Genomic DNA, 21,316 nt, shown 5'->3' with positions numbered 1-21,316 from the left:
CAGCCATGATCTCGGTCGTACAGGGCGACATCACCACCCTGGAGGTGGATGCGATCGTCAACGCCGCCAACGAGAGTCTGCTGGGCGGTGGCGGCGTCGACGGGGCCATTCATCGCGCCGCCGGCCCCGAACTCCTGGAGGCGACTCGGGCCCTTGGTGGCTGCCCCACCGGCGAGGCGCGCATTACCCCCGGGTTTCGACTCCCGGCCGAGTACGTAATCCACACCGTCGGCCCCGTCTGGCAGGATGGTCAGGCAGGCGAGGACCATCTTCTGGCCTCCTGTTACCGCGCAAGCCTGGAACTGGCGATCGAATATGGCCTGCGCGAGGTGGCCTTTCCCCTGATCAGCACGGGTGTCTACCGCTTTCCGAAGGACCGCGCGGCGGGCATCGCGCTGGAACAGCTGCGCGCGCAGGAGGACCAGTTTCGCCGTCTGCTGGTCTGCGCGTTCAGTGCGGCCGATGCGGATGTCTACCGCGAACGGCTGGGGCATTGACGCATGCTGTCTTCCAGGGATGCACCGATTGATGTACACGGGCGCGCTCGGGCGCGAGCGTGTACATGGATCAGTGCTTCCCTTGACGGCCCGCGCCGATGAACCAGCGTGATGGACCGGTTCGTGGCCGCGGCGCGACGATCCAGCCCCTGGCGCGTTTCGAGACCACGCACCGCGAAGCATTTGACGATGGCTGGGTGGGCGACGACGAGGAGCCTCGGCCGCTGCGCACCGAGGTGACACCGGAGCACCCACGCAAGGTGCTGTCCTGGAACCAGTCGCCGGATGTCCCGTTCGAACTGTCCCTGAACCCCTACCGGGGCTGTGAACACGGCTGCGCATACTGTTTCGCGCGACCGGCGCATGCCTATGTCGGGCTGTCACCGGGCCTGGATTTCGAGAGCCGGCTGTTCGCCAAGGTCGGCGCGGCGGACTGCCTGCGCCGCGAGCTGGCACGGCCCGCGCATCGCGTGACGCCGCTGGCACTGGGCATCAACACGGATGCCTACCAGCCTGTGGAGCGCGAGTGGCGCATCACCCGTGAGGTGCTGGAGGTGCTGGCCGAGGCGCGACATCCGGTCTCGATCGTGACCAAGTCCGCGTTGGTGGAGCGGGACCTGGACCTGCTGGGACCCATGGCGGAGCAGGGGTTGGTGCAGGTGGCGATCTCCGTGACCACGCTGGATCGAGCGTTGTCGCGCCACCTGGAACCCCGCGCGGCCGCGCCCCAGCGGCGTCTGGAAACCATGCGACGGCTGAGCGAGGCCGGGGTGCCGGTGGCGGTGCTGGTCGCACCCCTGATTCCGGTGCTCACCGACGGCGAGCTGGAATCTCTGCTGGATGCGGCGCGCGAGGCCGGGGCGACCAGCGCCGGATACGTGCTCCTGCGCCTGCCGCGGGAGGTGGCGCCGCTGTTCGAGGACTGGCTGCGTACGCACCACCCACTGAAAGCGGACCATGTGCTGCAGCGCCTGCGCGAGGCGCACGGGGGGCAGTTGTACGATTCGACCTTCGGCCACCGGATGGTCGGAGCGGGCCCCTATGCCACACTGCTGCGCCAGCGCTTTCGCCTGGCCCGGCGCAGGGCCGGTCTGGCAGGCCGCCTTGCGGAGCTGGATACCACACGCTTTCGTCCACCGGCGGCGCCGGAGGCCGACCGCGGTCCGCAGCTGGAACTCTTCTAGGAGTGCGCTACAGTGGTCGTCGAGAACATCGGCAACGGACACAGGACACCACCAGGGATGACCGACAAGGACAAGACAGGGAAGCGGCCAACCTGGTGGGGGCGCTGGTCGCTGCCACAAGGACGGATCGGGCGCTGGTCGGTCGGGCCGCTGGATATCTGGCTCGAACATTCCCCGGCGGAATGGCGCCTTGGGCTGGACCGGCCGCGGGACGCGGCCGATGCAACGCTGGATATCGAGGTGCCGACCGATGCCGAGTGGCCCGAGTCGCTCTCGGAGCGCCTGCGCTTCGCCGGTGCTACCGGCGACACCCAGCCGGAACTGCGTATCGCCCTGGCCGACCGTCCGATGGTCAGTCGGCCGGAGAACCCGTTCTATGTGCCGGCCCAGGGCCGGGTCACGCTGTTTCTCAGTTCGCCTGCCTGGGTCCAGTTCTATCTGGGCGATGCACGGGCCCACGAGTTCCCGGTTTATGCGCCCTCGGACACTTGGTTCGGCCCCAATACGGTCGAGGGGGAACTGTGCTATGCGACGCGCACCCAGGCGCGGCTGGCCCTGGAGGATGTCCCCGAGCGCCCCCATCGCGTGGTCACGCCGCTGACGATCCACAACAAGGCGCTGGATGCGCTGTTCCTGGAGCGCGTGAATCTTCCGGTGCCGCGTCTCCCGGTCTATGCCGATCGCCACAACCGCTTGTGGACCCCGGCGGTACGCATGGAGCGCGAGGAAGACAAGGATATGGCGGCGATGAAGATCGACGCTGGGCCGCCCGCTGAGGCCGAGGGCGCAACGCGGATCGCCGAGCCGCGCGAGGTGGGTGGTCGGCATGTGATGGTGCGGGCGTTCAGCGCCCTGTTTCAATAGGAACGCAGGATGGACGCCTGGATGCAAAGCACCATGGACTTTTTGACCAGCGACGGTTTCCTCGCCGCGCTGCGGGCCTCGCTGTACATCATCGTCGGGTTGATCCTGGCGCGGCTGGTCTCGCGCAACCTGACGCGGGCCTTCGGCCGGCACATGGATGCCCAGCAGATCATGCTGATGCGTCGCATCAGCTTCTACATCATCATCGTGCTGGCGGTTGTCTCCGGGCTGCGCGAGCTGGGTTTCGATCTGACCGTTCTGCTGGGGGCGGCGGGCATCCTGACGGTCGCGCTGGGCTTTGCCTCGCAGACCTCGGCGTCCAATCTGATCTCGGGGCTGTTCCTGATCGGCGAACGGCCCTTCTCGGTGGGCGACATCATCAAGGTGGGGGACGCGACCGGCGAGGTGCTGTCCATCGACCTGCTGTCGGTGAAGCTGCGCACCTTCGACAACCTGCTGGTGCGGGTGCCGAACGAAAGCCTGGTGAAGTCGCAGATCACCAACATGACGCGCTTCCCGATCCGTCGTCTGGACATGCAGATCGGGGTGGCTTATCGCACCGACCTGAAGGCGCTGCGCGACATCCTGATGGGCGTGGCGGACCGTAACCCGGTCTGCCTGGAGGAGCCCAAGCCGCTGTTCATCTTCCTTGAATACGGGGATTCCGCACTGAAGATTCAGCTGTCGGTCTGGGCGCGGCGCGAGAAATTCCTGGACCTGCGCAACAGCATGCACATGCAGGTGAAGGCCGCACTGGACGAGGCCGGCATCGAGATCCCGTTCCCGCAGCGCACGCTGAGCCATATTGATGGTGGGCCGATCCCCGTGCGCCTGATCCAGGACAACCTGAGCGAAGAGGAAACGGAGGCCGCCGAGAAGATCGACGAGGAGGTCACCGAGCCGGAGGCCGACGCAGGAGCGTCAGAGCAACTCCCAGCGCGCGACTAGTCGACCCGCAGGTTCAGCCAGACCGGGTCGTGGTCGGAGGCGCGCCATGGTCCGTCGGCGGGCTGGTTCCCGTCGAATACCAGAAACGCCGGTTCGTCGGCATTGATGGCCCAGGAGCCAGCGTCCCCGACGTGTTCAGCGATTCCCTCGGGGCCGAGCAGGTAGTCCAGTTGCCCGGACTGTCCGCGAAAGACATAGCTATAGGCCTGGTCGGGCTCGTCATGGACCAGATCGTGCTTGCCCGCCTCGCGCAATACACGTAGCGGATCCTCGGCGGCGTAGGCGTTCAGGTCCCCGGCAATGATCACGGGCAGCCCTTCACGACGTTCCTGTTCGATCCATTGCGCCAGGCGTTCGGCCTGGGCCGTGCGCCGCTTGTTCCAGCAGCCCTGTCCACGATCCACGTCGCCGCTGGATGGGCAGCCGACCTTGGCCTTGAAATGCACCGCGACCACCCCGAACAGGGGTTCGCCTTCCGGCGTGCCGAACCATGCGAGCAGTGGCGGGCGATGGTGTATGCGGTCTTCGTCGGCCACGGCATCCAGCAGCTCCAGCCGATCGGGTCTATAGGTAATGCCCACCTTGATGGCGTCGGTACCGGGCGCCGGGTGCCGGACGGCCTCGTAGTGGATATCGCCGTGCTGATTCAGGCGTTCGATCAGGCGTTCGCGGGCGGCGGGCTGGTTTTCCAGTTCGATGGTTGTCATCAGGTCCGCTTTCAGGGGGAGCAGGGCGGCATTCAGCTTGGCCTCCTGTCGCTCGCGCTCGCCGCGACTCGCCGCGCCACGCTCGCCCAGCGTGACAAAGTCGTTTTCCATATTCGCAGTGACGATGCGCAGTGCCCCGTCGGCCGGCGGTTCAGGCGCTTCGGGGCGGGTGCCACCCTCCCACCGTGGCGTTTCGGTCGGGTGCAGGCGGTGGGCATCGAAGGCATGCGTCAGGATGCCGGTCAGGCCCGTGACCTGGCTGCCGACCCGCCGCGTCCCCTGGTCGTCGAGATAAGGGATGGGGTCCGGACGGGCGCGGTAACTGCCGTCGTCCAGCACGATGCGGCGTTCTGCATGGTCGTGGTCGTCGAATGCTCCCGTCTGCCCCGGGTGCCACAGGCGTCCGCCGGCGGCGAGTTTCAGGTTGCCGTAGCGCTCGAGTTCATTGTGGCCCGATACGGTCAGCGTCTGATCAAAGCGCACGCGCACGTCTTCAAAGTCAGACAGTCGTTCGGCGTCGCGCGGGAGCTCGAGCATCACCGCTTCGGGCAGGCGACCGCTGCCGCAGTTCTCGACGCCGTCGATGCGGGCGAGCTGGGGACGGCCGTGGTGATGGCCAAAGCGGCCCTGTACGCGCAGACGATCACCCGGCGTAACCGGCTCGTGGCGCGGGGCATAGACGAACAGCCCGGTTGGCCTTTCAGGGTCGTTGTTTTGCAGGTAGAAGCCGCCCAGCTCATCGTCGCCCATGAAGACCCCGGTGACGATGCCCTCCAGGACGACGGATGTATCGTCCGCCAGTGGTTCCGCCAGCAGCTCGTCGGTCGTGAGGCTGGCGCGGTCGGACGGGCAGGCGGGTGCCAGCGCAAGCGCGGGCGACGCGACAAGCACAAGGGCCGCAAGTAGCAGGGTTGCGGTCCATCGTGGTGGTTGCAAGGAGGTCACGTGCCGATCCATGGCGGCGTCCTCGGGATTGCGGCTCAGGCGCTATAGCGTAGCAGGGACCGAAGGTTCTCGGGCGACTGGGTGACATCGCGCACGCTGTACTGATCGAGCACGGCGAGGAAGGCGTCGCGGGCGTCGTCCAGTACCCCGCGCAGCTGGCAGCCGGGCAGGATCGGGCACATCGGGCTTTCGCAGTCGACGACCTTGAGGTTGGGTTCCATGTCGCGAACGACGGCCCCGATATTGATCGATTCAGGGGCGCGCGCGAGCGAGATGCCGCCGCCCTTGCCGCGGCGGGTGACCAGGTATCCTTTCTGGCCCAGCTGGTGAACGATCTTGACCAGGTGGTTGCGCGGGATGCCGAAGCGTTCGGAGATCTCGGTGACGGTGACGCGCTGGCCGTCGGGCTGGACCGTGAGGTACATCAGGACGCGCAGGGAGAAATCAGTAAAGCGAGTTAGTTGCATGGGGTGACTCGTTGGCGGTTTGCAGGCCAGATCGGCGCTCGCCAGGTCCCGTACGTTCTCGCGGGTCGCACGGGTTCGGTTGGTCGGCTGCCAAATATACGGCTACGTGAATGTATAACGGCACGATAAGCGCGTGCTGGCGCAAAAACAAGTACGTTGGGTATATGAAACCGAGTGTCGGGGCGCGAACCCGGTAACAACGTTTCCCGGGCCGTTTCCGTATACTGCGCCCGCCTTTGGGACAAAACCGGAATCGGAATGACAGTTTGGGTTGCCACCCTGCTCGGTGTCGTGCAGGGCATTTTCATGTTTTTGCCGGTCAGTTCGACCGCGCATCTGGTGCTCACCCAGCACTGGCTGATCCTCAGTGGCGAGCCGCTGCCGCCGCCGGAAAGCCCGGAGATGATCCTGTTCGATCTGGTCGTGCATGTCGGTACGCTGGTGTCGATTGTCTATGTGTTCCGCCAGAGTCTGTGGCGCCTGAGCGGCGGGATCGCCCGCGAGAGCTGGCAATGGGCCTCGGCCGGCGGCAGCGCGGGCCGCGAGATGCTGTTCCTGCGCCTCGCGCTGCTCTGCGGCTTGTCGGTGTTCGCGACGGCCGTGATCGGTTTTACGCTGAAGGCGAGCTTCGAGCACGTGTTCGCCAACCCGACGCTGATCGCCGGTACGCTCACGCTCACGGGCATCCTGCTGTGGTGGACGGACCGTCTCAGTCGCCGTCCGTTGGGCCTGCGCAAGCTGGGGCCGAAGATCGCCACGGTTATTGGTGTGGCGCAGGGCTTCGCGCTGGTGCCCGGGCTGAGCCGCAGCGGGATGACCATCACCTTCGCGCTGTTCTCGGGCCTCAAGCGGCGCTGGGCGGCGGAATACAGCTTCTTCCTCGCCATCCCGACCATTCTGGCGGCCACCGCCGTCCAGTCGCTGGATGTCTGGACGAACGGCAACGGGCTGGGGGACCTGAGCTGGACGCCGCTGATTGTGGGGTTTGTGGTGTCCGCGGTGGTCGGGGTGGTCTCGCTGAAGATGGTGCTGTTCTTCCTCTATCGCGCGCGTCTGAAGGTCTTCTCTTTCTACGTCTGGGCGCTGGCGGCCCTGGTGCTGTTCGGCTTCCTCGACGTGGACATCATGTACGGTCACTGATGGCCGTGGTGCATCACTCGGGGCCGCGCAGGACCCCGAGCGGCGCCTGGCGCAGTACGCTGCGCGTCCCCAGCCAACCGGCCAGCGCGATGCCCAGGGTCCCGCCGACGATCCCGAACACGAACGTCATCGGGTTGATGCGGTAGTCGAACTCGAACACCTGCCAGGCCAGCAGGGCCCCCACCGCGGTGGCGATGATGGCCGCCAGCAGGCCGGCCAGAAAGCCCAGGCTGCCAAACTCGGCCAGCAGCGCCCGCCGGATGTGGTGGCGTCGGGCCCCCAGCGTGCGCAACAGGGCGGTCTCGCGGCGGCGGACGTCGCGCGTGGCCTGTACCGCCGCAAACAACACCGTCAGGCCCGCGAGCAGCGTAAACAGGAACACGTATTCCACCGCCCGCGTGGCCTGGTCCATCACGTCACGGACCTGTTCGATGATCGCGCCGACGTCGATCGCGGAGACGGCCGGGAATTCGCGAAGCCAGCGGTTCTGCTCGGCGCCCATCCCCTCCGGCACATGCAGTGCGGTGATGTAGGTGCGCGGCTGCTCGCCCAGCAGGGCGGGCGGGCCGATCACAAAGAAATTGACGCGGAAGCTGTCCCAGTCGACCTCGCGTACATTGGCGATGATCCCGCGCACCGGCTGCCCGCCCACCCGGAAGGTCAGGCTGTCGCCGATCTCCAGTCCGAAGCGCTCCATCAGCCCGGCCTCTACCGACCAGGCACCGTCGGCCGCCTCGCCGGTCGGCCCGTGGTGGAACCAGTGGCCCTCCGTCACGCGGTTGTGCTCCGGCGGCTCCTCCGCGTAGGAGAGGTTGAACTCGCGATCCACCAGGCGCCGGGTCTGGTCGTCCTCAAAGTCATCGGGCTGGACCGGGTTGTCGTTGATCGCGATCAGGCGTCCGCGAATCATCGGGTCCATCTGCGGGCGCTCGAGCCCGGAGGCCTCGATCCGGTCAGCGAACGCCTCTTCCTGTCCGGGCTGGATGTTGACGAAGAACTGGTTCGGTGCATCGGCGGGGATGCTGGCGTCCCAGGCCGAGAGCAGGTCCACGCGCACAATCGCCAGCAGCAATAGCGCAAGGATGCCGATGCTGAAGGCGACCAGCTGCACGGCGCTCAGTCCGCCCCGGCGGGAGAGGTTGGCGAGACCAAATCGCATGGCCATGCCCCCGTGATTGCGCAGCGGGCGCAGGGCCAGCACCAGCAGCAGGCCCAGCGCCCCGAGTACGACCAGCGCACCCGCGGTTCCCAGCAGGACCCAGGCGGCCAGGCGTGGGTCGGCCGCTTGCCAATACAACAGCGCACCGAAGGCCAACAGGGCCAGTAGCCCCGACAGCCAGACGGAGGCGGGCGGTAGCCCCAGATCACGACGCAGCACGCGCAGGGGAGACACCTGGCCGATGCGCAGCAACGCGGGCAGGGCGAAGCCAATCGCGGTAATCAGGCCCACGCCGAGGCCCGCCGCCACCGGGCGCCACCCCGGCGGCGGCAGGTCGCCCGCCAGCCACTCCCCGAGTAGCGCGGAGAGTACGAACTGCGCGGCGAACCCGATGACCAGCCCGATGCCACTGGCGAGCAAGGCAATGATCAGGACGTGACCAAAATAAAGCCTGAGTACATGGCGCCCGCTGGCGCCCAGCGCGCGCATGACCGCGGCGGCGTCCGCACGACGCTGGGCAAAGTGATGGGCGGCGACCGCGATCGCCGCACCGGCCAGCAGGACCGCCATCAGCGAGGCCAGCCCGAGAAAGCGCTCGGCCCGCTCGATCGCGACCTGCAGCTGTGGGTTGGCGTCATCGAGGCCGCGCAGGCGCTGACCCGGCTCCAGCCGCTCCTCGATCCAGTCGCGGTAGCTTTCGATCTGGGCCGCCGGGCCGGTCACAAAGAGTTCGTAGCGCACGCGACTGCCGGGTCCGATCAGCCCGCTAACCTCGAGGTCCTCATAGGAGAGCATCAGCCGAGGCGCGATATCCAGCAGGGCGCTGCCGCGATCCGGCTCGCGCGTGATCTCGCCGGCCACTTCCAGCGCCAGTTCGCCGACCTCGACCGTATCGCCAACCTCCAGCTCCAGGGCCTGTAGCAGGGCGCCCTCCAGCCAGGCCGTACCAGGTTCCGGCCCCTCGGTGCGTACCTCGGGGTCCGCGTCCGGGGCGGTGCGTACGAGGGCTTCGCCCAGCAGGGGCCAGTCACGGTCCACCGCGCGCAGCGCGGACAGGCGGGAGTCGTCCTCGGGGGTGAACAGCACGCTGGGCAGGGCGGCGGTGCGGGCGGTCTGGAGGCCTCGGCGTTCGGCCTCCTCGAGCCAGTCTTCCGGGATTGGCTGATCGCCGACTACGGCCATGTCCCCGCCCAGAAGCAGTGTCGCCTGCTGCGCCATGCCGCGATCCACCCGGTCGGTGAAAAACCCGACCGCCGCGACCGCCGCCACTGCGACTACCAGCGCCGCGGCGAGCACGCGCAGTTCGGCGCTACGCCATTCGCGCCAGGTGCCGCGAATCCATTCGCGCGGACCGCCGCGCCCGGAAAGCCGCGTCATGCCAGCACGCCGTCCTCGATATGAAGTATGCGATCGCATTGCTGCGCGAGATCGGCGTCGTGTGTCACCAGGATCAGCGCCGTGCGATCGTTGTGGTCATGCGGTTGTCGGGCCAGGCTGAACAGCAGTTCGATGATGCGGCTGCCGGTCTGGCCGTCGAGATTGCCGGTGGGCTCGTCGGCGAACAACACGGCCGGGCGATCCACGATCGCGCGGGCAATGGCGACGCGCTGCTGCTCGCCTCCCGAGAGCTGGTGCGGGTAGTGGGCTTCGCGCTCGCTCAGCCCGACGCGTTTCAGCGCGTCGCGGGCCCAGGCGGAGATCTCGGTTTGCGAGCGCGCCTCGTGCTCGGGGTTCAGTTCAAGCGGGAGGAGCACGTTCTCGAAAGCCGTCAGTGCCGGGAGGAGCTGGAAAGACTGGAACACGAAGCCGACGCGCCCGGCGCGCAGGGCCGCCCGGCCATCCTCGTTCAGCTCACTGATCGTTTGCCCCAGCAAGCGAACTTCTCCGGCACTTGGGGCGTCCAGACCTGCTAGAAGTCCCAGCAATGTGGACTTGCCGGAGCCGGAGGCGCCGAGGATGGCAACCGTCTCGCCGGTGTGAACCGAGAGCGAGACTCCGCGCAGAATATCCAGTACACCGCTGGGGCCGGCGATCCGCTGTTGCAGGTCGCGGGCTTCCAGAACCGAAGATGAGGATGCATCCATGTGGCGTTATTCCCTGGTCATTATTGCGTGGCTCGCGTTGCTATGGAGTCCGCTTGGCCTTGCGAATTCCATCAGCTCGGAAAATTCAGGGGAAGAACCCGCGAAGGTGCTGGTGTTCGGTGATTCCCTGAGCGCGGCATTCGGGATGAGCGATGCGGAAGGCTGGGTGGGGCTTCTGGAAGAGCGTCTGAGCGAGCGCAACCATCCCTGGCGCGTGGCGAATGCCTCGATCAGTGGCGAGACGACGGCCGGGGGACGCGAACGCCTGCCGGAGGTTCTTGAACGCGAGAGCCCCGACCTCGTCATCCTGGCCCTGGGGGGCAACGACGGCCTGCGCGGGCTGTCGCCACGGGCCATGCGCCAGAACCTGGAGGCGATGCTGGAGGCGATCGACGCGGCGGGCGCCCAGACCCTGCTGCTCGGGATCCGCATTCCGCCCAACTATGGCCCCCAGTACAGTCAGCGGTTCGAGGCCGTCTTCGCCGATCTGGCCCGGGAACGCGGGCTGGTGTTCGAGCCGTTCTTCCTGCACGAGGTCGCCTTTCGCGACGGGATGATCATGGATGACGGTATCCATCCGACGCCCGAGGCGCAGCCCTACATGCTGGATGCGGTATGGCCCCACCTGGAGCCCATGATGCGCGGGATAGAAGCCTGTCTGGACGACGCGGTTTCAGTTTCCGAGCGCCCGGCGCAGATCCGTCAGGACGTCCTCGGGAAGGAGTTGGCGCAGCACTGGGTGGACATCGCGTTCGACCTCGGATAGCAGCGGCAGGGTACGAACCAGCGAATGCCGCGAAAGCGGGTCGCCGTACTGATTGGCCTGGATCGGGCGGTCCAGGCCGGTCTCCATCAACGCGATACCCGGCTCGCCGCGGGGACCTTCGTCGAGGACCTCGACCAGTTCCACCATGCGGCCATCGACTTCCCCCTGCACCCCGATCAGTGGGGCCAGGAGATCGACCAGCCGTTCGGCCTGTTCCGTGGTGAGCGTCGCCATTGACGTACCTTACGGCGGATTTTGCGCCGACACCAGTTCGTTAAGGAAACACTGATCGACGTACACGCTCGCGCTCGAGTCGCTCTTGCATGCGAACAAGGCGCGGCGACTGCCGTGCAGTCATTCTGCACAAGGGAGTCGCAACGCCGTGCGCATGCAAAAGCGGCCGAGCCCCTTCGGGGTTGGTACCCCAGGTTCCCCGATCCTGTGTTGCGGCACGTGCTGGTAGAACCACTACCCGCTGCGCACCGCGCCTTGTCTCGGAAAACCTGGGGTGCCAACGCGAGCGTGTACGTTGATCAGTGCTTCAATAAGGAAACGCTAATGGAAGGTGGTGTCCCCGGCAGGATTCGAACCTGCGACCTGCCCCTTAGGAGGGGGCTGCTCTATCCAGCTGAGCTACGGAGACAACCGCGCCGCGAGTATAAGCATGTGTCGGGATTCGCGCCAAAGGGGCCTGGCGGTGCCCAGGCTATGGTGATGGTCACCCTGGAGCGTCCAGGCGATGGTGTGCCCAGGCAACAAAGTCCGTCACGGAGCAGCGGCCTTCCTCGGGAACGCCCGCGCCGCTGATGACGCGATACGTGATCAGCTCGCCATCTCGCGCCAGGACCTTGCGCACGCTCCAGGCGTGGTCCTGGGCGCCGTTGCTGTAGCACTGTCCGGGTCGAATATCCGCAGGATCGATCGCGTCCGGGTGCTCGTGGTGGCGTCGTGCCAGCAGATAGAGGCGGGCCAGGTCGTCCTCGGTCATGTCGAGATACAAATTAAGATCGCGCATCGCGTGCTCCAGGTCGGCCTGGCTCAGGCCCGCACGTTCCAGTGCACCGGATGGTCCGGCGGGCGAGGGTTCGTCCAGACGCGCCAGGGCGGCCGGGTAGCGGCGCCATGGAAACGGGTAGTTGATCACGATGGCGACCATCAGCATCACGGCCACGCTGGAGAGCACCGGGTGCAGGATGAACAGCAGGCCGAGTTCCTCGACCGAGGCCCCGCCGACCACGGCATACAGGGCCGTGGCACCCCCGGGGGGGTGCAGACAGCGCAAGTAGTACATCGCATAGACGGTGAGGCCGACCGCCAGCGCGGCTGCCACCAGCGGGTGGTCCACCGCCTGCCGGACAGCAACCCCCACAATGGCGGCAATGGCGTGCCCGCCAAGGACATTCCAGGGCTGGGACAGCGCGGCCCGGGGTGCGGCAAAGAGCAGGACGGCGGTAGCCCCCAGGGAGGCGAGGATGAGCCCGTTAATGCCGCTTTCGGTGACCGAGGCCGCGACCTCCAGTGACAGATACAGACCGATCACGGCCCCGATCAGGGCGATCAGCTTGTCCTTGTGATTGGTGGTGTCGAGGAAGTCGCCGAGTAGGAGGCCGCGTCCTGTGCGCATGTCTGCCAGTTGCTCAGAAGCTGAATAAGGCGCACATCTTTAGGGGGCGCAGGGTCTGCGGTCAAGTGGTGGGTTGCGTGCTGCGGGATTCCCGGGGCAGGCATGGGAATCCCTAGACCGTCATGGATGCGCGGCCGTTGGAGACTCGAGGATCAGCGCGACGCGCCGGTTCTCGGATCGGCCTCGCGCAGTGTCGTTTCTGGCTACAGGCTGGGTGTCGGCGCGGCCTACCGCGCGCAGGCGCTCGGCCTCGAGTCCCTGATCCACCAGGTAGCGGACGACGCCGCTGGCCCGGGCGGAGGAGAGCTCCCAGTTGGAGGGAAAGCGCTCCGTCGCAATCGGGATGTTGTCGGTGTGTCCCTCGACGGTGATCAGGCCGTCGTGCTCGTCCAGCAGGGGCTCCAGCTGGGCCAGCAGCGTCCGGCCTTCCGGTTGCAAATCGGCCTGACCGCTGGCGAACAGGATCTCGTCCTGGATCCGCAGCTCGGTGCGGCCCGGGTGCTCGACGACCTCGACGCCCTGAGGCGCATGCTCGCGCATTCTGGACGCGGTCGTGCCCATGCCCTCCGGATCGGGGGCGTCCGCTTCCGGCAGCGGTTGATGCAGTTGCCCCTCGAGATCCCCCAGGTCTCCCATCAGTGGCGCGATCAACGGGTCGAGGAGGGCCTGGTGATCGGGGTGGGCGAGCTGTATGGGTTGAGCCGCGCTGGCCAGGGGGCGGTCGTCCCGCGGATCCATAAAGGTCAGCAGGATCACAAAGACGACGATAACCAGGGTGAGCACGTCGAGGTAGGTGAGGATCCAGGCGTGCTCGTCGTCGCGCTGGCGCTCCCCGGGATAGGAACCGAGAAAGGCCTGCTCCGGACGCGTGGCCGCCTGAGCATGCATCTCGGCCTGCATGGCCGCTCGGCTGGAAGTGGAGTATCCGGGGCTGGGCATGCTCAGGTGCGTTCCTGCCGATCGGCTTCATCCGTGTCGGCTACGCCGTTGGGCTCCGTCTGGCGGATCTCGTCGCGGTGGTTCTCCATGAACGAGCGCAGGGTCTCGCGGATGTACCCCGGGGTGCGGCCCTTGCGCATCAGCATGATGCCTTCGAGCACCATGGTCATCAGCACGACGCGGCCCTCGGTGCGGCGTTCCAGCTTGATCGCGATCGGGCGGAACACGAGATTCGCGAGCAGGATGCCGTAGAACGTGGTGATCAGGGCGATCCCGAGGTTGACCGCGATGATGGTGAAGTCGTCGGTCTCGGTCGTCAGCAACAGGTTGATCAGGCCGATCAGCGTCCCGAGCATGCCGAAGGCCGGGGCATAGGTGGCCATGGTGCGAAACATCTGCGCATCGGCCTGTTCGCGGGCACGCAGGCGGGCCATGCGCCAGTTCAGCAGGTCCTGGATGTCGTCCATCGGCGTGTCGTCGATCACCAGCTGGATGCCGGTACGCAGGAACGGATTCTGGACCTGTTCGAGGCGCTGCTGGACGCCGCGCAGGTTCTGCGAATACCAGTAGCGCGAAACCTGGACGATCTCCTCCAGGTCGCGGGCGATGTCGTAGTGTTCCTCGCGGATGGCGTGCGCCCCCGCACGGAAGACCCGCACCACCTCGTGAAAGGGGTAGCTCATCAGGGTCGCGGCGATCGTGCCGCCGAGCACGATGCCCAGCCCCGGCAGGTTCAGGAAGGCATGCAAATCCTGCGAGGAAAAGGCGATCACGCTGCCGAAGACCAGCAGGCTGCCGATGATGCCGAGAAGGGTCGAGAGATTCATTCAGGAATCCGTGAGGCTCCGGGATTGATGGGGGTCAGGGTATAGCACGGCCGCGCCGGGTTCACGCAGTCCCGGGCGTTCGCCGGCGGCGTCGTTCCTGCGTACACTCGGGGCTTTGTTTGCTGAGGGAGAGGCCGGCATGGAATGGGTGCTGATCGCGATTGTGGTGCTGCTCGTGGTCTGGGCGGTCTGGACATACAACCGGCTGGTGACGGCGCGCAACCGCTACAAGAATGCGTTTGCCCAGATCGACGTCCAGCTGACCCGGCGCTACGACCTGATCCCGAACCTGGTGAAGGTCGCGGAACGCTACATGAGCCACGAGCGCGACACGCTGGAAGCAGTGATCCAGGCGCGCAATCAGGCGATGGACCGGCTGAAGCAGGTGGGCGGGGACCCCACGAACACCGAGGCCGTGCGCCAGCTGTCCGGGGCCGAGCAGGGGCTGTCCGGCGCCCTGGGACGCTTGTTCGCGCTGTCCGAGAACTATCCGGACCTGAAGGCGAACGAGAACATGATGCAGCTCTCCGAGGAGCTGACCAGCACCGAGAACCGGGTGGCCTTCGCGCGTCAGGGCTATAACGATGCGGTGATGCAGTACAACATCCTGCGCGAGATGTTTCCGAACACCTTGATCGCAAACAACTTCGGCTTCCGCACCGCACAATTGCTGGAGATCGAGGATCCGCAAAAGCGCGAGCCGGTCGAGGTCAACTTCTCCTAGGGACAGGGCATGAATTTCTTTGAGCATCAGGACCGTGCCCAGCGGCGCACCCGCTGGCTGCTGGGCCTGTTCATGCTGGCCGTGCTGGCGATTGTGGTGGTGATGAACCTGATCGCGCTGGTGTTGTTCGGCCAGGCGCAGGCGACCGCACCGGGCGAACCCTGGCTGACCCGGGAGTTTCTTCGCGACAACCTGGGCGTGGTCGGCTGGACCAGCGCGTTCACCGTGGGCCTGATCGGCCTGGGCAGTCTTTATCGCATGCTGAGCCTGCGCGATGGCGGCGGGGCGGTCGCGCGCGAGCTCGGGGGGACGCGGATCGAGGGGGATACCCGGGACCCGTTGCGTCGACGCCTGATGAACGTGGTGGAAGAGGTCGCGATTGCCTCGGGCGTGCCGGTGCCCGAGGTCTACGTGCTGGAGCAGGAGCCGGGGATCAATGCATTTGCGGCCGGGTATTCGCCTTCGGATGCGGCGGTTGCGGTGACGCGCGGTGCGCTGGAACACCTGAACCGGGACGAGTTGCAGGGCGTGGTCGCCCACGAGTTCGGACACATCCTCAATGGCGACATGCGCATGAACATCCGCCTGGTCGGGATGCTGTTCGGGATTCTGGTGATGGCGCTGATCGGGCAGCGTGTGCTGATGGCGATGCGCTTTTCCCGCAACAACCGCAACGCGGGCGGGATCGTGGTCGCGGGCCTGGTGCTGATGATCGTCGGTTACATCGGCCTGTTCTTCGGGCGCTGGATCCGGGCGTCGGTATCGCGTCAGCGCGAATACCTGGCGGACGCCTCGGCCGTGCAGTTCACGCGCCAGCCGGAGGGCATTGCAGGGGCACTGAAGAAGATCGGGGCCAGCTATTCCGGCCTCAACGCGGACAGCGAAGAGGTCGGCCACATGCTGTTCGTTAACGGCGGGCTGGGCCGGATGTTCGCGACGCATCCGCCGCTGGAGGATCGCATCCGCAAAATCGACCCGGGTTTCGACCCCTCGGAGCTCGAGGCCGTGCAAAAACGGATGCAGGAAGATGCGCGGCGCCGGCGCGAGGAGCAGAAGGCCGAAGCCGCGCGCGAACAGGCCGAGCCGAAGGCCGGGGGTGGGCTGGGGCTACACCCGGAGGCCCTGCTCGAGGCGATTGGCGACCCTGGTCTTGCGCATATCCTCGGGGCGGGATTCCTGGTCGCCGCGGTGCCCAGCGCCCTGGAACGCTCGGTGCATTCCGACCGCTGGGCCGCCGAGGTCGTGCTGTACCTGCTGATTTCGTCCGATTCCGAAGTGCGCGATGCCCAGCTGATGCGCATCCTCGAGACGCGTGGCGAAGACAGCGAAAAGCGGGTACGTGAACTGCTTCAGGAAGTGCCGGAACTCAGCCCGGATCTGCGCATCCCGCTGCTGGAGATGGCCTTCCCCGTGCTGCGCCGACACCCGCCGCAGGAACGTGAAGTCCTGTCGCGTCTGGTCGACGAGTTGATTCAGGCCGATGGACGGGTGTCGGCCTTCGAGTATGCGCTCGGGCGGCTTGTCCGGCGCCAGCTGCGGGATATCGAACGGCCTTCGCAGGCACGTTCGGGGGGGCGCCGTCGGCTGGCCGACAACGGCGGGCAGGCGCGCTACGTGCTCGCGGTTCTGGCCCATCACGGCCATCCGGATGATCCCGATGCGGCGGTTACAGCGTTCAATGCCGGTGTGGCGGCGCTCACGGGGATCATGCCGCTGGAGTCGGAAGCCCCGCCGGAGCTCGAGCAGGCTACTGCCGGCACTGCCTGGGCATCCGTGCTCGACAAGGCCCTGGAGCGGCTCGACCAGCTGCGGGTCAAGGACAAGCGGACACTGGTGGAGGCGATGCTGGCGACGGTTCAGCGCGGCGGTGGTGTTCAGGTGGCCGAGATCGAGCTGTTACGCGCCATGGCCGCTGCATTGCACATCCCGCTGCCCATCGCCGAGATGGCGGACGGCTCGCAGGGGAGCGAGTCGCCCGACTGACACTCCACACGGGGCTTGCGCAGCCGGTATGATGCGAGTCCCCGGGGGCGTGGCGAAACGGGTAGACGCAAGGCACTTAAAATGCCTCGGCCGCAAGGCTGTGCCGGTTCGAGTCCGGCCGCCCCCACCATACCGTTCCTTCCGTCCGTGTTTTGTGGACCTTTCATGCCTCGCGGAAGCATGTTTCTGGGCCTTTGCCGAGCAGCGATCTCACCGTTCACAGGGGGGCGTTTTGGGCGCATAGTGGGTATTCCGCTGGTAGTGACAGGTCTGGGCATGGATGACAGTACCCACACGCGCACGGAAGCCCCTGACGACGCGCCTCGACACGGGGGCCGGGATTCGCACTCCACGGCGGGTCCCTTTGTCCTGGGCCTGGCGGCCGCTCTCGTGTTCCTCGGGCTGTTTCTGCTGATTGACCGCGCCTGGAAGATCGAGCTGGAAGATCGCCAGAGTGCCGCGGTGGCGGGCGAGCTCGCCAGTCTGCGCACTCAGGTGGAAAGCCTGATCAATGGGTTGGTGCATTCGACCATCGGCCTGGCGGCCTACGCCTATGTGCATCCGGACCTGGAAAGCGACGAGTTCGAGCGCGTAGCCGAGCGCATCTACCGCGGGCATGAAGATCTGGTGATCTCCCTGACGCTAGCACGGGGGCCAATCATCGAATTCGTCTATCCCCTTGAGGGGAACGAGGGCGTGGTCGGGCTCAACCTCGCGACTCATCCCGAACAGGCGGATTCCTTTCGCCGAGTCCTGAACGAACGAGAGGTGGTCGTAGCGGGCCCCTGGCCGCTGGTTCAGGGTGGCTATGGGCTCTTGGTGCGCGCCCCAGTGGACACGGATCCCGCTCCAGATGGGCCTTCTCACCTAGTCATTGACGAGCATGCAAACCAGCTGAGTATCAGCAGCATAGCGCTGGATTTTGAGGCCTTGCTGGAGCGTGCGGGCATCGGTGAACAACGGGGGACGCTGTTGCTGGCCCTGCGCGGCCGGGATGGTGTGGGCGAGGCCGGCCCGTTGTTCTACAACCCGCACGGCCTCGACGAAGAGGCGTCGTACCGGCATCGGATTCGCTTCCCGGGGGGCGAATGGCAGCTGCTGGCGGATGTTGACCCGGCGCACAGGGGTACGGATCGCCCGATGGCCTGGTGGGCATTGGGGTTCGTGGGCGCACTTGCGGTGGGCGGCTACACCTATCGCGTCGGCACGGGCATGCAGGCACGTCGGCGCGACCTTGATCGCTACCGGGGTCTGGTGAATCGGCTGGAAGACCCGACGCTGGTGGTGTCGGGGCGACGCATCCTCTGGGCAAACCCGGCGTTTGTTCGGATGCTGGGGCAACAACCGCCTGTGAATACGGAGCTGTCCCAGCTGGATCTTGTGCATCCGGATGATCTCGATCGGCTTCCACCCAACCTCGATTTCACCGATACACCGGCCGAGACGCATGGGCGCGAGGTTCGCATATGCGTGTTTCAAGGGGGCTGTCGCTTTTTCCTGTTGCGCTGGGTGCCTGTGGACTGGGAGCAAGGCCGAGCATGGCTGTTGACGTTTGTCGACGTCAATGAGAACCGGTTGTTGTTCGACGCACTGACGGCGGCGCGGGATCTACAGGACGCGATGTTCGAGGCCATTCCGGGGTATGCCTTTGTGGTCGATTCGGAGGGCACGGTTCGACACGTGTTCGGGGAGGCTTGCCATCGACAGGAGATGGCCCCAACCCTCCTTGGCGACACCCTGGATCAGTTGTTTCCCTCGGACGTGGCGGCGAACTTCCTCGAAATGGTGAACCGGGCGATCGACGAGGGGACACTGCAAACGAACGAATACCGTCTGGACGTGGATCTGCTGAAGCGTCTGGGGATCCCCGAGCATGAAACCGGTGCGCGCTGGTTCGAGGCACGGATCCGGCCTCTTGCGCGCGCAATCAACGGCCTCCCCGCCGTTGTCTGGCACGCGCTTGATGTCACGGATCGGCGGGAACTCGAAGTCAAGTTGAAGACCATGGCCTGGGAAGACCCCCTGACCGGGATGGCCAACCGGGCGGCACTGGATCGTGCGTTCCCGCGGTTGGCGGCGCGTGCCGAGCGTCAGGGGGGACGCCTCGCGCTGCTCTTCATCGATCTGGATCATTTCAAGCCGGTGAATGACCGCTATGGTCATGCCGTGGGCGATCAGCTCTTGCGCCGGGTCGCGGAAAGGCTGAAATCGCACCTGCGCCCGGACGACGTCCTCGTCCGTCTGGGTGGGGACGAGTTCATCGTCCTGACCGCGCCGCTGGAGGAGCGTGAAGAGGGCCTTCACCTGGCCCAGCGGGTTCAGCAGGACCTCAATAATACGTTCGAGGTCCACACCGGTCCTGGCGAATTCGTGGAGCTGAAAGTCACATCCAGTATTGGTGTGGCCTTCTATCCGGATGTAGGCCGGCATCTGTCGGACCTGATGGTCGCGGCCGACCGGGCCATGTATCAGGTCAAGGCGCAGGGGCGCAACGATGTCGGCCTGGCGGGTGATGCACCCCATAACTATGGGTGCTCCACGCCGCGGGCGTAAGTCGCCAACACTCAGCTGATGGGGCGTGTTCTGCGCGACTAGGAAAGGGGGCGTTGCGGGTCGAGGCGGCCAGAGGTGCTGTCCAGCAGCGGTTCCGGCAGACCCAGCAGGCGGTCAGCCAGCAATTCCGCGGCCAGGGGCGCGTACAACAGCCCGCGCGAGCCGTGGGCCACATTCAGCCAGATCCGGCGGTTGGGGTCGTGGAGACTCGCACCGGCCAGAGGCAGGCGATCGCGTACCACGGCACGGGTCCCCGCCCAGCGTTCCAGCGTCTCGACCTGTGCGGGGTCGCCGAGTCCGGGAACCCAGCTGAGGTGTTCGAGGTTGAGCTGGTCGTCCTCGGCGCGGGGAGTGGTGTCGAGTGCTGCGTCCACTGCATCCGGCATCTGTGTCCGCCGATACGTAGCCCCAATCCAGGCCTCGCCCGGACCGAGCGGGATGCAGTACCCCTGTCCCGTCGCGACCTGTCCGCCCCAGTCCGGGAGCGGGGCGCGGATCCGCGTCATTTGCCCGGAAACGGTCGATACCTGTTCCAGTTCCGGGCACAGGGTGTGCAACCCGGGAGCCGCCGTTGCGACGACCACGTGATCCCATGGGAGAGGATCGGCGTTGGACTCGGCCGGTTCGGCTTCCAGTATCAGGCCCTCGTCGGTGAGGCGCAGAGCGGTGATCAGGCGGGTCTCCACAGGCGGGAGCGACTGCGCGAGGGCCGTACAAAACCGGGCGAGATTAAGGCCGCAGCCCCCGGGATAGTACAGGCGTGGCTCCGGACCCGAATCCGGCCCGCCCTCGGGGTCGAACAACGCCCCGGTGTGCTCCCGCCCTGCGCGCAGCAGGCGCTGCACCCGCTTGCGGCCATGGGCGCTGACGCCATGAAAGGAGACGCCTTCCGCCAGCACGGGGTCAATGCCGGTTTGCGCGGTAATTTCGCCGAGCAGGGCACGGGTCGAGCGCATGCCGGCGAGGGCCAGATGATTCAGCTCCGTGTCTTTGGGGTGAGGGTTGGGCAACAGGACCGCGGCCGGGTTTCCGGACGCGCCGCCCCCGGCGCCGGCAGGGTCGAACACCCCGACTTCGCAGCCTCTGTTGTGCAATGCAAATGCAGAGGCGAGCCCGGCAACGCCAGCACCGATGATCGCAACCCGGGGCCGGTTGTGCGAGTCCGGCTCGGTTCCGCGATAGCGCCCTTCCAGGCGTTCGCGTTTCTGACCATGCCCCGGGGCGCGTTTGACTTCGAATCCCACGGCCTCCAGATCCCGGCGTACCTGGCCGGCCGCGGTATAGGTGCCAAAGGTGGCGCCAGGGCGTGAAAGGCGTGCGATCTGGCGAAAGACCGCCGTATTCCACAGGCCCGGGTTCGAACGTGGCGCGAAACCGTCCAGGAACCAGGCATCGATACCGCCGCGGATCTGCGCCAGCAGGGGGGCGGCATCGCCCAGACCGAGCGTCAGGATGGCCCGGGCTCCGGGGAACACAATTCGGTGCAGGCCGCTGATCGGAGGCGGATGCTGCGCGCGCAGGGCCTGGCTGTCTGCGTCGTCCAGGTCCAGGTGCCGATGGACCTGCCGCAGATCGTCGAGCGACAACGGGTGGGCTTCCAGGCTCAGTATCGACAGGAAGGCGCCGGGGGGCGCCTGTTGCCGCCACTGTTGCAGCGTCAGCAGGACGTTGAGGCCTGTACCAAAACCGGTTTCTCCGATGGCAACCGTTCCGCCGGCGGCAAATCGGCGCGGGAGGTCGTTGGCCTCGACGAAGACCTCCAGGGCCTCGGCGCGGGGATCGTCCGAGCCAAAATAGGCGTCCTGGTATTCGGGTGCGTACGGGCGCCCGTCGCGCCAGACGAGCTGCGCCTGCGTCAGTGGTTCACACGGGATAGCAGGAGAATGTGTGGGGGTCACAATCGAA

The 21,316-nt window shown here is 66.4% G+C and carries 18 protein-coding genes and 2 tRNA genes; 10 read left to right on the top strand and 10 right to left on the bottom strand.

The annotated features are described in order from the left end of the window. Positions 1 to 5: 5 nt before the first annotated feature. The 4 genes from F579_RS0103950 to F579_RS0103935 all read left to right on the top strand — a co-directional run bounded on the left by F579_RS0103950 (position 6) and on the right by F579_RS0103935 (position 3,493). The gene (locus F579_RS0103950) at positions 6 to 497 is read left to right on the top strand and encodes an O-acetyl-ADP-ribose deacetylase (RefSeq protein ID WP_019024172.1); all 492 of its coding nucleotides are present in this window, start codon (positions 6 to 8) and stop codon (positions 495 to 497) included. Between the two features lie 98 nt (positions 498 to 595). Beyond that, on the top strand, positions 596 to 1,681 hold the full coding sequence (locus F579_RS0103945) for a PA0069 family radical SAM protein (protein ID WP_019024173.1): 1,086 nt from the start codon (positions 596 to 598) through the stop codon (positions 1,679 to 1,681). Positions 1,682 to 1,738: 57 nt separating this feature from the next. Next, complete coding sequence (locus tag F579_RS0103940) at positions 1,739 to 2,545, top strand: hypothetical protein (RefSeq protein ID WP_019024174.1); 807 nt, start codon at positions 1,739 to 1,741, stop codon at positions 2,543 to 2,545. A gap of 9 nt (positions 2,546 to 2,554) precedes the next feature. After that, positions 2,555 to 3,493, top strand: coding sequence for a mechanosensitive ion channel family protein (locus tag F579_RS0103935; RefSeq protein WP_019024175.1), 939 nt, complete (start codon positions 2,555 to 2,557; stop codon positions 3,491 to 3,493). Here the strand turns inward: F579_RS0103935 and F579_RS0103930 are convergent. Next, positions 3,490 to 5,157, bottom strand: coding sequence for an ExeM/NucH family extracellular endonuclease (locus tag F579_RS0103930; RefSeq protein ID WP_026301029.1), 1,668 nt, complete (start codon positions 5,155 to 5,157; stop codon positions 3,490 to 3,492). The two genes, F579_RS0103935 and F579_RS0103930, sit on opposite strands and share 4 nt — an antisense overlap. 23 nt (positions 5,158 to 5,180) lie before the next feature. Continuing rightward, complete coding sequence (locus F579_RS0103925) at positions 5,181 to 5,612, bottom strand: Rrf2 family transcriptional regulator (RefSeq protein ID WP_019024177.1); 432 nt, start codon at positions 5,610 to 5,612, stop codon at positions 5,181 to 5,183. Positions 5,613 to 5,870: 258 nt separating this feature from the next. Between F579_RS0103925 and F579_RS0103920 the strand changes: the two genes are divergently transcribed. Continuing rightward, a complete protein-coding gene (locus F579_RS0103920) occupies positions 5,871 to 6,752 on the top strand; it encodes an undecaprenyl-diphosphate phosphatase (protein WP_019024178.1) in 882 nt (293 codons plus the stop codon). Between the two features lie 13 nt (positions 6,753 to 6,765). On the opposite strand, the gene F579_RS0103915 is transcribed toward F579_RS0103920, so the two are convergent. Together F579_RS0103915 and F579_RS0103910 are read right to left on the bottom strand one after the other, a co-directional pair. Continuing rightward, a complete protein-coding gene (locus F579_RS0103915; RefSeq protein WP_019024179.1) occupies positions 6,766 to 9,288 on the bottom strand; it encodes an ABC transporter permease in 2,523 nt (840 codons plus the stop codon). After that, positions 9,285 to 9,995, bottom strand: a complete 711-nt coding sequence (locus F579_RS0103910) for an ABC transporter ATP-binding protein (protein ID WP_019024180.1) — start codon at positions 9,993 to 9,995, stop codon at positions 9,285 to 9,287. Before F579_RS0103910 ends, F579_RS0103915 begins: the two co-directional genes overlap by 4 nt. On the opposite strand from F579_RS0103910, the gene F579_RS0103905 reads away from it, so the two are divergent. Then, entirely contained in the window at positions 9,994 to 10,761 is a 768-nt protein-coding gene (locus F579_RS0103905; RefSeq protein WP_019024181.1) for an arylesterase, read from the top strand. The two genes, F579_RS0103910 and F579_RS0103905, sit on opposite strands and share 2 nt — an antisense overlap. On the opposite strand, the gene F579_RS14875 is transcribed toward F579_RS0103905, so the two are convergent. The 5 genes from F579_RS14875 to F579_RS0103880 all read right to left on the bottom strand — a co-directional run bounded on the left by F579_RS14875 (position 10,669) and on the right by F579_RS0103880 (position 14,151). Further along, complete coding sequence (locus F579_RS14875) at positions 10,669 to 10,995, bottom strand: ATPase (RefSeq protein WP_081616894.1); 327 nt, start codon at positions 10,993 to 10,995, stop codon at positions 10,669 to 10,671. The two genes, F579_RS0103905 and F579_RS14875, sit on opposite strands and share 93 nt — an antisense overlap. A 332-nt stretch (positions 10,996 to 11,327) precedes the next feature. Next, positions 11,328 to 11,404, bottom strand: a tRNA-Arg gene (locus F579_RS0103895). A gap of 75 nt (positions 11,405 to 11,479) precedes the next feature. Then, a complete protein-coding gene (locus tag F579_RS0103890; protein ID WP_019024183.1) occupies positions 11,480 to 12,385 on the bottom strand; it encodes an HPP family protein in 906 nt (301 codons plus the stop codon). 120 nt (positions 12,386 to 12,505) lie between these two features. Continuing rightward, positions 12,506 to 13,324 (bottom strand): OmpA family protein, encoded by an 819-nt coding sequence (locus tag F579_RS0103885; protein WP_026301030.1) that lies wholly within the window; start codon positions 13,322 to 13,324, stop codon positions 12,506 to 12,508. A 2-nt stretch (positions 13,325 to 13,326) separates the two neighbouring features. Continuing rightward, positions 13,327 to 14,151, bottom strand: a complete 825-nt coding sequence (locus tag F579_RS0103880; RefSeq protein ID WP_019024185.1) for a motility protein A — start codon at positions 14,149 to 14,151, stop codon at positions 13,327 to 13,329. A gap of 139 nt (positions 14,152 to 14,290) precedes the next feature. Here F579_RS0103880 and F579_RS0103875 point away from each other — a divergent pair, with 139 nt between their 5' ends. The 4 genes from F579_RS0103875 to F579_RS0103860 all read left to right on the top strand — a co-directional run bounded on the left by F579_RS0103875 (position 14,291) and on the right by F579_RS0103860 (position 19,411). Further along, positions 14,291 to 14,875 (top strand): LemA family protein, encoded by a 585-nt coding sequence (locus tag F579_RS0103875; RefSeq protein ID WP_019024186.1) that lies wholly within the window; start codon positions 14,291 to 14,293, stop codon positions 14,873 to 14,875. Positions 14,876 to 14,884: 9 nt separating this feature from the next. Next, entirely contained in the window at positions 14,885 to 16,858 is a 1,974-nt protein-coding gene (locus F579_RS0103870) for a M48 family metallopeptidase (protein ID WP_019024187.1), read from the top strand. 43 nt (positions 16,859 to 16,901) lie between these two features. After that, a tRNA-Leu gene (locus tag F579_RS0103865) sits at positions 16,902 to 16,988 on the top strand. 146 nt (positions 16,989 to 17,134) lie between these two features. Continuing rightward, entirely contained in the window at positions 17,135 to 19,411 is a 2,277-nt protein-coding gene (locus F579_RS0103860) for a diguanylate cyclase (RefSeq protein ID WP_026301031.1), read from the top strand. 38 nt (positions 19,412 to 19,449) lie between these two features. Here the strand turns inward: F579_RS0103860 and mnmD are convergent, their stop codons facing one another. Beyond that, complete coding sequence (gene mnmD / locus F579_RS0103855) at positions 19,450 to 21,309, bottom strand: tRNA (5-methylaminomethyl-2-thiouridine)(34)-methyltransferase MnmD (protein WP_019024189.1); 1,860 nt, start codon at positions 21,307 to 21,309, stop codon at positions 19,450 to 19,452. Positions 21,310 to 21,316: the final 7 nt, after the last annotated feature.

The sequence above is a fragment of the Thioalkalivibrio sp. ALJ21 genome (assembly GCF_000378605.1).
In the GTDB taxonomy this organism is placed as follows: domain Bacteria; phylum Pseudomonadota; class Gammaproteobacteria; order Ectothiorhodospirales; family Ectothiorhodospiraceae; genus Thioalkalivibrio.
The sequence above is the reverse complement of the archived record's forward strand: the minus strand, read 5'-3'. Positions and strand labels throughout refer to the sequence as shown.